The organism is uncultured Paraglaciecola sp., assembly GCF_937123705.1.
GTDB lineage: Bacteria > Pseudomonadota > Gammaproteobacteria > Enterobacterales > Alteromonadaceae > Paraglaciecola.
The window spans coordinates 1-7,355 of sequence record NZ_CAKZKO010000199.1 but is presented as its reverse complement, the minus strand read 5'-3'; the positions used below and the strand labels follow the sequence as shown (position 1 = coordinate 7,355).

Here is a 7,355-nt window from a genome sequence, read left to right as displayed (position 1 = left end):
CGATATGCACAGAGCACGGGCTTGACTTCGAGGCTGAGCAGAAAGCATTCCCAGACCGTGACGCCGTTGTTGACTGGATGCTGGTTAATCAGTTAGGCCGTCGAAACTTGTCCCCTGATGATTTCCGTTTGTTTGTCGGTCGGCTTTATAACTCGCGGAAGAAAAGCGTCGGTAGCAGCAATCAATATTCTGCTAACCCTCAAATTGAGGGAAAGCAAAACACGGCGGAAACAATAGCATCTGATGATTTTCGACTGTTTGTTGGGCGGCTGTATAACGCAAGAAAACTATCAACGCCAAACCCAAATGGTTCAAATCAGCATGAGGTTAACCGCCAAAATGGCGGACAACCAAGCACGAGCGAACGTTGCCGCTAACTCACCTTATCCAGAAAATCGAGGCTGTCACCCTGACCGTTCGATTGTGCATACCAATCATTTGTCAATTCAACATCAGACTTTGACGCCTTTGCAGTGCGAGCACTGTTTGCGGCCTTTGGTGGTAGTCGCCGGGTTCTGGGCTTTGCAGGTGCTGGCTCTGGAGCTGCGCCGATTCTGCGTGTCTTACCTTTGGGCTTTGGTGGTGGTGCCTTTGGACGTTCGACCGGACCCCAAGCCAGAACGTCGAATCTGCCACCATAGACAGCGTGCACACCCCATGTGCCGATAATGTCCAGATCACAGTTGCGCAGCTCATCAGGTGTCGGTAAGTCACCCTGAAATACTATCGTGCCGCAACCAGTCGGCACGCCGTTGATAATCTCGTTAACGTTGAGCACTAAAAATTGCTCGGCCCTGTTCTCGCTAATTACACCGCCCTTGGCAGAGTCGGCCATAAGCCTGACTTGATAGCGGTATTCGTCGTCACTGAGTATCTGTACGTTTTGGTTTGTCATCGTGTGTCGCTCTTTGGTGTGTAGTTGGGTTTTTCAATGCTCCGCTCCAGGTATTTAAGGTTTGATGGGTGCCCGACCTGTATCAGTCGTTTGGCGTTTGCGGCTATCCATGCCGGCACTGCAAGAGGTGACTTCGTGACACCCCCGAAATTCGTGACTTTGTGCATCAGGTTCAGTGCCTTTGCCTGAAGCTGCTGAACGTGGTTCAGTACCTTGTCGGCTGCCTGCTCGAATCGACCGACAAATACACCACCTTTCTGCCTGATAGGCCGTGCCATGGTGTTCATCAGGATGGAAAATGGTGCAAGTAAGGTGATTGCTATGGAAATGACCCTTTCTGAATGTTGCGACTCTGGCGTTAATATTCATGGCTTCGCCTTTTTGCTTTATTCACACATAACTTGGCCCTGTCATGCTCTCAGTGCCGTATTCATGGCCGCTCTCACATACCAGCACCCACCTAAGGGCGGTCACTGCCATGGCCAAGGGCATCAGACACGGTAGGGGGAACCTACAGATACATGATGCTGCACTACTTATTGGGCCAGTATTGAGGGGGGAGGCTCTGAAACGCACTAACCACGGGGGTTGTGGCGTTTTCAATTGTTTCCCGCAAGAAATCAAAAACAAGGGGTTTACGTATATACAGTAAATGGGTTTCAGGCCAACCATTTGGGCGCCTCTATTTGTGATTCTTCCAGCTTGAACACAATGCCTGTGGCCTCTGTCATGGCCTCCACGAGCACTGCCATATCATCAGCCTTATCACGAGTCACAATGCCGTCGTGAATCGCTACAAGCGGAGTAGCTGACGCCTCAACCATCGCTGCCATGGCTTTACACTCGATAGCCTGAAGGACGAACGCCACAATTTGCGCTTTGCTGGTTTTGCGGGTTTTGCCGTCATCGTCGGTATAGGTGGGCGGTAAGAATTGGAGCAGTACGTTTTGATATTGGCCCTTGTGCCCGTTCTTAGGCTTGTGGCTGTCAACGATGTGTTTGAAGATTAGCTTCAGCTCTTTGTGTAGCCGCTTAAAATCAGGGTGGTTGTATAGCGTTTCCTGGCCCTGCTCGCCAAGCAACTCACGCAAGGCCCATTCCTTCGAGTCATCACGTACCACTCGCTGAAACCTGCCGCCATAGACGATAATCAGCAACGCCTTTTTAACCGCGTCGGTATCATCGTGGCCCAGCGCGGCAGCTAACAGCAATCGCAAGTTATCCCGGTTGAGTACGTAAGCATCCAGCGCCGGGCACTTGATACCGGCTGACTGAGCAAACCACTGCAATATCTTGTGGTGGCATGCCTCTATGTCATACGACCAATAGCCGTCTAACGCTGCATATCTGAGTTCGCGCTGAACACCTTGCAATGACGCCTTGCCCTGCCCTGTAAATCTAGGTTTGCCGTTGGTCTGCGCATATGTCTGGTGAAATAATCCATCACCGTTTAAAGCACGGGGTATTGCATCAACCGCCCTTGCTCTAACCAGCTTGTTAGCCACCCACCGAATCCAGTAGTAATAAAACTCACCCTCTGGCATGTGAGCTTGCACTGCTCGTTGCTGTTCCTTGCGGCGTCGGTATTCTTCTGGCACCAGTGCTGCTGCTGTGCTTGTTTCGGCAGCGACTAACCAGCTTTCGCACACATCGACATACCGCTTAACCAGCGTTGTGTTTATCTCAAAGCTAGGCGGCACGTTCAGGTGCCCGTGCTTGCCTTTATTCTTACCACCCACTACAGCACTATCTGTTTTGTACATTCGCTTGTCGTCGCTTCTGACTAACTCTAACGGGGGCCATGACTTGCGCACCATTGCATCGTTCACCGCTTCGGCAACCTCTGGAAACACTGAAAACTCACGGGTGCAGTTCTTACCCCTGTCTGAATAATTAAAACGTTTCGTTGGTCCACGAATAATCAGGTGCCCGCATAGTGACAACCACTGCTTTCCTATTCTTCGCCGCAATTCACGTTCCTCGACGCAGATAGCCAGCGGGTTATCGCGGTGCCTGACTTGATACAAAACAAAGGCACTAACGAATTTACCAAAGGCCACAATCTGACTTTCGGTAGCTCCCGGCATACGTGGCCCCAGTACCGATAAATAAACCTTACGGGCATGTGGCGTTGTGTAATGCCAAGCAATATCTTCATGGCTTGCAGGGCTTCTGGTTGGCTTACCAATATGGGGCTTTTGGTCAGCAATTGGCGTGGCTTGTGCTAAACTACTGTTCATGCACTTTGCCCCTATTTAGCGGTTTTGCCGTCGCTCTGGATTCTGCAATTGCATTACTGTGAGTAGCTTGCTCGGCACTCTCAGTTACATTGTTCTGTTGTCTATCTTTAAAAAATGTTATGCAAACTAGGTCACTTAGGTGGCCTTTTTTGTGTCTGAAGTTCATGCGGCCAACTCCAGTTCAACCGATGGCATCTGACGCAAATACAGCCGCTCATACGGTTTTTGTCCAGGAGGCACCCGCACTCATAGCCATCGCAGCAATATTCAGGCTCATAGCCAGGAGCTTCGTTTCCGCAGAATTCGCAATCCCAACCACTCACAACACATCCCCCAACAACACCGACAAATGAGCCTGCACACTAGCCAGCCTTCCAAGCTGCTCTTGATCATCCTCGGGAATATCAGGTGCAGGTACTTCAATGATTCTGGCAATGTAATCGTCTACTAAGTCGGCTGCGGGCAGGGTTAGGTCTGCGGGTAGGTCATTCATGATGTCCCGCCTGAGTTCGCAACGGCTAGCGGTGGCTTAACTCGAAGCGCATCTACCTTGTCACGTCCCACGCTCACCTTTTCGACCGTCAGCATAATCTCAACACCAATCCACTTGTCAATCATCGGCGTCTTTGCTATTCGGTGAATGGCATCCAGATTAGTCGCGTTCAGAATAAAACTCTTGTCTTTGCCCTCAAGCGTCGCAATGACACGTTGCTCAGATTTGCGCGATCCAGGGTTATAGATTGAACGCTTGTGTGTGCCGGTGATCTTAACCGTGGCATTGGCGAACGTTCCATCTGGCTTCATCAGATCACAGGCACCAATATAGGTACGCTCTACATGTTTCTTGTAGTGACCTTCAATCTGGGTTGTATTCAGGTCTTGTGGTATCTCTTTCATGAGGCTCTCCTATGCAACCAATTCGGCGTAGTTTTCGATAATCTCCGGCGCATCCCATATGGGAATAGATAGCTCCAGATTGTTGCTGTATCCCGGCCAGTCGTCGGCTTCAATGCAGTCCTTGTACGTCTGAATGTCCCTGTCCATCAGATAGATTCCGTGGCTAACCGCGTCCTCGTTAAGCCTGTAGACCGTTGACAGATACGGTGCTTTTTTCTCAACAACCACGAAATAGAATTCAGGCCAGACACTGTTAACGACGTGGTAGCCGGTTGAATACATCGCGTGTTGGACGTGGTAGCGGTACTTGGCGCACGATTGTCTAAATGCTCGCTCTGATGCATCCTCAGTGGTTTTCAGGTCCACGATGATGTGCTTGTCCCGGCTCAAGTAATCGGGCCTGACACGGCAGCTCACGTCCATGTAATCGAACAGTATCGACTGCTCAGCCTTGCCGCCCGATAGTAGGTCGCCTGCTGTGGTATTGACTGATTCCAGCATGCGGGACATGGCGACGCGCTCGGACTCGGTAACAACCAGTAATCCGGTCTGTTGCTCGAATGTCGGCAGCCATAAATCAGCCGGTAACTTCGGGTCTTTTGATGTGGCTATCGGGTGAGTTGCGCCATTGTGAATAAACCATGTATCCCATGCTTCTTTGTCAGCGTTCGAGCGTCGAGGAATATCTGGCGCAACAATCACACCTTTGCCTGATTCGAGAATAAACGCATGCGCAGCTGAGCCGATCCTTGCGGTATCTGAGCCTATGAATCTGGCCTTAGATTTGAAGTGCGCAGGTGACTTTGCAATCAGGTCTAATCCTGATTTGCTGATTGAATCTAGCGCGTGATACTGCTCGTTTGTGTAGTTGTTTGTGATCATGATCTATCTCCAGTTCTCAATTCAGCATTCCGATTAATTAGCGCAACTCGTTCAATCAACTCACAAACACCAAACCCTGTCTTGCCGGTGCGGTTCTTCCAGCGATCTTTCCCAGGCCAAAAGTCAATAAATCCTGTAGCCGTCTTGACGATTAAATGAGCGCCGTTATTGTGGACAGTGAACGGTATGCCAGCCTGTTCCAATTGCTTAGGCGCAGACTCACGCAACTGAGCCTTCCAGTGTTTGTTGTTCTTTCCCTGACCCATGTTGTAATGATGCGGATCACTGTCACCGCCACATTCAGAACAGCTAACCGGATACCCATCACCATCACCTATCCATTGGCCGCACTCTTGACACATATCGCCACTGATCATGGCGTCGGCTATTTCACCCATTGTCGTCTCCACTCAATAAAGCATCATCAATTCCCGGACCCTTGCCGATAGCTCGCTTAGACTCAATGCGATCACGCCACGGTTGCCGGATGAATGTCACGCCTGATTCCTTCTGCACTTTGTCTGCAATCTGGGTGATAACCGCGTTAGCAATATCAGCAGCCAGTCGCACACGGTTCTGTCTGCCGAATTGCAGGGAGTCTTCTGGTGGTTGGCGGCTCATGCGGCTCTACCTACATTGAAATATGAGTCCGTGTATTGCCTGCCCTTCGCCTCAAATCCCTGCAATTTCAGCTCTAAATGCCCAGGAAGATGACAGCGCCAAATAATCACACCTGCTCGATTCTTGCGCGTGTTAAAGGCAATCTTGTTATGAATGCAGATCGCAATCAGTTCGTCCATATCCACGGTACCGAGCGCATCCATACGCTCGGCTTGGGTTAGGTCTCGGGCTGTATTTGTATTCATGCTGCCACCTCCTCAAGCACAATATCCATAACGGTTTTCCATGCCGCTGACCATGCCGCTGACTCTGCCGCTGACTCTGCCGCTGACTCTGCCGCTGACCATGCCGCTGACCGTGCCGCTGACTCTGCCGCTGACCATGCCGCTGACTCTGCCGCTGACCATGCCGCTGACTCTGCCGCTGACCATGCCGCTGACCATGCCGCTGACCGTGCCGCTGACTCTGCCGCTGACCATGCCGCGGCGTCATCTGATTCAACCTTGTGCAATTCCATTACAGCCTTGACCACTTCAGCAGAATCACCAGCAACCGGCAGCGTAACCTCGTTGAGTATTCGCCAGTGAATTATGTGCATAACTGACCGCCAGTTATCACGCGGCTTTATAGCTTCCGCAATTTTTACGTGGATATCTTTATCGGCATTCTCAAAAAGACCGTCTTGCAGGTGAACGAGCCATTCAGGGTAGCCGTAGAAGTTAGCAACGATTTTATGTAGCTCGCTCTCGTCGGCATATGGCTCTATGTCGTGCGCCAGACAGCCAACAGAGCAAGCTTTGAAAGTACCCTCATCGTCTTTGCCATACGTGCCGCGTACTAAAATATCTAGCTCTTTGTGATGCCGCGTTGCTTTTACCAGCGCGTCTTTTTGTTCGATTGTTGGTGTATTCATGCTGCCTGCTCCTGCATACCCAAATGCTCAGCTAATTTTTCAGCCGCACGCTTGTGTGTGTAATTAACGTATTCTTTTGCTCGTTTTAAGCCGCGTTTCTCAATCTCATTGATGATGGTTACAGAATCAAAAGCAAACGTTGCGTCGTAGCAGATTGAGTAGGTCTTAATTCCGTCAGAACTTCGTATTGCATCCATAGCCGCTATCTGATGCAGGGTGTCTGTGATGCTCATGCAGCGCTCCTTTTTCTTGCAAGCTGTTTGGCTTGCCTGTCGTAAAGAACAACGTTTACCGTTGCCGCTAAATTCATGCACCCGTTTGTAGGTACGTAAATCGTATCCCTGCACCACTCTGTCACTGAGCGGCCAAGCGTGGAATCTTCAGCGCCAAAAATGTAAAAAGCTCTCTCTGGGTGAGAGTACTGATGTAGTGGTATTGCACCTTCAATTAAATCAACCGCTACAGGAACGCAATCAAACGGAATAACTGAATGCAAATCATCTGCATGTATCAACGGCATATGTCGCCACTGCTTCATCGTATCTGCGGCAGAATTTTTATATCGATGACCTGTAAATGCCAGCATCGAAGCGCCGTAGACACCGCACGCTCTAAGCGCTGATCCAACATTCACCGCCATCTTTGGATTGTGCAGGCCGATAGCAGAGTAACCGCGTGTCTTATGTATGGCTCTCATGCGATCTTCCTCGTAGCAGCAGCCCGAGCAGCTAACTCATGCTCGCGGGACTCGGTGAGCTGCTTTTCCATGTGGTCAGCTATGCGTTGCTGTTGTGATTCAGTTAATACAAACAACGCTGAACTGATAAGCGTCTCAGTCATAGCCATGCCACGTATCGGATTGTCGGCTTTGGCTTGTGTGAGGATTTCTCGGATTCGGTGGGAGTTC

13 protein-coding genes and 1 pseudogene are annotated in these 7,355 nt (G+C 50.4%); 1 reads left to right on the top strand and 13 read right to left on the bottom strand.

Going from position 1 to position 7,355, the window contains the following annotated elements; all coding sequences use genetic code 11:
- Positions 1 to 377, top strand: a pseudogene (locus Q0688_RS24305) (hypothetical protein); the annotation flags it as partial.
- On the opposite strand, the gene Q0688_RS24300 reads toward Q0688_RS24305, so the two are convergent.
- From Q0688_RS24300 to Q0688_RS24240, 13 genes are all read right to left on the bottom strand, one after another.
- The gene (locus Q0688_RS24300) at positions 374 to 895 is read right to left on the bottom strand and encodes a hypothetical protein (RefSeq protein ID WP_299083407.1); all 522 of its coding nucleotides are present in this window, start codon (positions 893 to 895) and stop codon (positions 374 to 376) included. The pseudogene Q0688_RS24305 and the gene Q0688_RS24300 sit on opposite strands and share 4 nt — an antisense overlap.
- 54 nt (positions 896 to 949) lie before the next feature.
- The gene (locus Q0688_RS24295; protein ID WP_299083404.1) at positions 950 to 1,264 is read right to left on the bottom strand and encodes a hypothetical protein; all 315 of its coding nucleotides are present in this window, start codon (positions 1,262 to 1,264) and stop codon (positions 950 to 952) included.
- 290 nt (positions 1,265 to 1,554) lie between these two features.
- Positions 1,555 to 3,135, bottom strand: a complete 1,581-nt coding sequence (locus Q0688_RS24290; protein WP_299083401.1) for a hypothetical protein — start codon at positions 3,133 to 3,135, stop codon at positions 1,555 to 1,557.
- Positions 3,136 to 3,454: 319 nt separating this feature from the next.
- Positions 3,455 to 3,628, bottom strand: a complete 174-nt coding sequence (locus tag Q0688_RS24285) for a hypothetical protein (RefSeq protein ID WP_299083399.1) — start codon at positions 3,626 to 3,628, stop codon at positions 3,455 to 3,457.
- Entirely contained in the window at positions 3,625 to 4,032 is a 408-nt protein-coding gene (locus Q0688_RS24280) for a hypothetical protein (protein ID WP_299083395.1), read from the bottom strand. Before Q0688_RS24280 ends, Q0688_RS24285 begins: the two co-directional genes overlap by 4 nt.
- A 9-nt stretch (positions 4,033 to 4,041) precedes the next feature.
- Positions 4,042 to 4,914 (bottom strand): PD-(D/E)XK nuclease-like domain-containing protein, encoded by an 873-nt coding sequence (locus tag Q0688_RS24275; protein WP_299083392.1) that lies wholly within the window; start codon positions 4,912 to 4,914, stop codon positions 4,042 to 4,044.
- The gene (locus tag Q0688_RS24270) at positions 4,911 to 5,312 is read right to left on the bottom strand and encodes a hypothetical protein (RefSeq protein WP_299083390.1); all 402 of its coding nucleotides are present in this window, start codon (positions 5,310 to 5,312) and stop codon (positions 4,911 to 4,913) included. Before Q0688_RS24270 ends, Q0688_RS24275 begins: the two co-directional genes overlap by 4 nt.
- Positions 5,305 to 5,535, bottom strand: a complete 231-nt coding sequence (locus Q0688_RS24265) for a hypothetical protein (RefSeq protein ID WP_299083387.1) — start codon at positions 5,533 to 5,535, stop codon at positions 5,305 to 5,307. The genes Q0688_RS24270 and Q0688_RS24265 overlap by 8 nt, the downstream gene beginning before the upstream one ends.
- On the bottom strand, positions 5,532 to 5,780 hold the full coding sequence (locus Q0688_RS24260; RefSeq protein WP_299083384.1) for a hypothetical protein: 249 nt from the start codon (positions 5,778 to 5,780) through the stop codon (positions 5,532 to 5,534). The genes Q0688_RS24265 and Q0688_RS24260 overlap by 4 nt, the downstream gene beginning before the upstream one ends.
- Positions 5,777 to 6,448: a hypothetical protein gene (locus tag Q0688_RS24255; RefSeq protein ID WP_299083380.1), complete on the bottom strand. Its 672-nt coding sequence runs from the start codon at positions 6,446 to 6,448 to the stop codon at positions 5,777 to 5,779. The genes Q0688_RS24260 and Q0688_RS24255 overlap by 4 nt, the downstream gene beginning before the upstream one ends.
- Positions 6,445 to 6,681 (bottom strand): hypothetical protein, encoded by a 237-nt coding sequence (locus Q0688_RS24250; RefSeq protein WP_299083377.1) that lies wholly within the window; start codon positions 6,679 to 6,681, stop codon positions 6,445 to 6,447. Before Q0688_RS24250 ends, Q0688_RS24255 begins: the two co-directional genes overlap by 4 nt.
- The gene (locus Q0688_RS24245; protein WP_299083373.1) at positions 6,678 to 7,145 is read right to left on the bottom strand and encodes an RNA methyltransferase; all 468 of its coding nucleotides are present in this window, start codon (positions 7,143 to 7,145) and stop codon (positions 6,678 to 6,680) included. Before Q0688_RS24245 ends, Q0688_RS24250 begins: the two co-directional genes overlap by 4 nt.
- On the bottom strand, positions 7,142 to 7,355 hold a 214-nt coding region (locus tag Q0688_RS24240), incomplete at its 5' end, for a hypothetical protein (protein WP_299083370.1). The genes Q0688_RS24245 and Q0688_RS24240, both read right to left, overlap by 4 nt.

Coding starts and splice junctions, on each gene's coding strand:
- Q0688_RS24280 (WP_299083395.1), bottom strand. CDS start 4,032: ATGAAAGAGATACCACAAGACCTGAATACAACCCAGATTGAAGGTCAC.
- Q0688_RS24265 (WP_299083387.1), bottom strand. CDS start 5,535: ATGAGCCGCCAACCACCAGAAGACTCCCTGCAATTCGGCAGACAGAAC.
- Q0688_RS24245 (WP_299083373.1), bottom strand. CDS start 7,145: ATGAGAGCCATACATAAGACACGCGGTTACTCTGCTATCGGCCTGCAC.
- Q0688_RS24295 (WP_299083404.1), bottom strand. CDS start 1,264: ATGAATATTAACGCCAGAGTCGCAACATTCAGAAAGGGTCATTTCCAT.
- Q0688_RS24255 (WP_299083380.1), bottom strand. CDS start 6,448: ATGAATACACCAACAATCGAACAAAAAGACGCGCTGGTAAAAGCAACG.
- Q0688_RS24270 (WP_299083390.1), bottom strand. CDS start 5,312: ATGGGTGAAATAGCCGACGCCATGATCAGTGGCGATATGTGTCAAGAG.
- Q0688_RS24285 (WP_299083399.1), bottom strand. CDS start 3,628: ATGAATGACCTACCCGCAGACCTAACCCTGCCCGCAGCCGACTTAGTA.
- Q0688_RS24290 (WP_299083401.1), bottom strand. CDS start 3,135: ATGAACAGTAGTTTAGCACAAGCCACGCCAATTGCTGACCAAAAGCCC.
- Q0688_RS24250 (WP_299083377.1), bottom strand. CDS start 6,681: ATGAGCATCACAGACACCCTGCATCAGATAGCGGCTATGGATGCAATA.
- Q0688_RS24275 (WP_299083392.1), bottom strand. CDS start 4,914: ATGATCACAAACAACTACACAAACGAGCAGTATCACGCGCTAGATTCA.
- Q0688_RS24300 (WP_299083407.1), bottom strand. CDS start 895: ATGACAAACCAAAACGTACAGATACTCAGTGACGACGAATACCGCTAT.
- Q0688_RS24260 (WP_299083384.1), bottom strand. CDS start 5,780: ATGAATACAAATACAGCCCGAGACCTAACCCAAGCCGAGCGTATGGAT.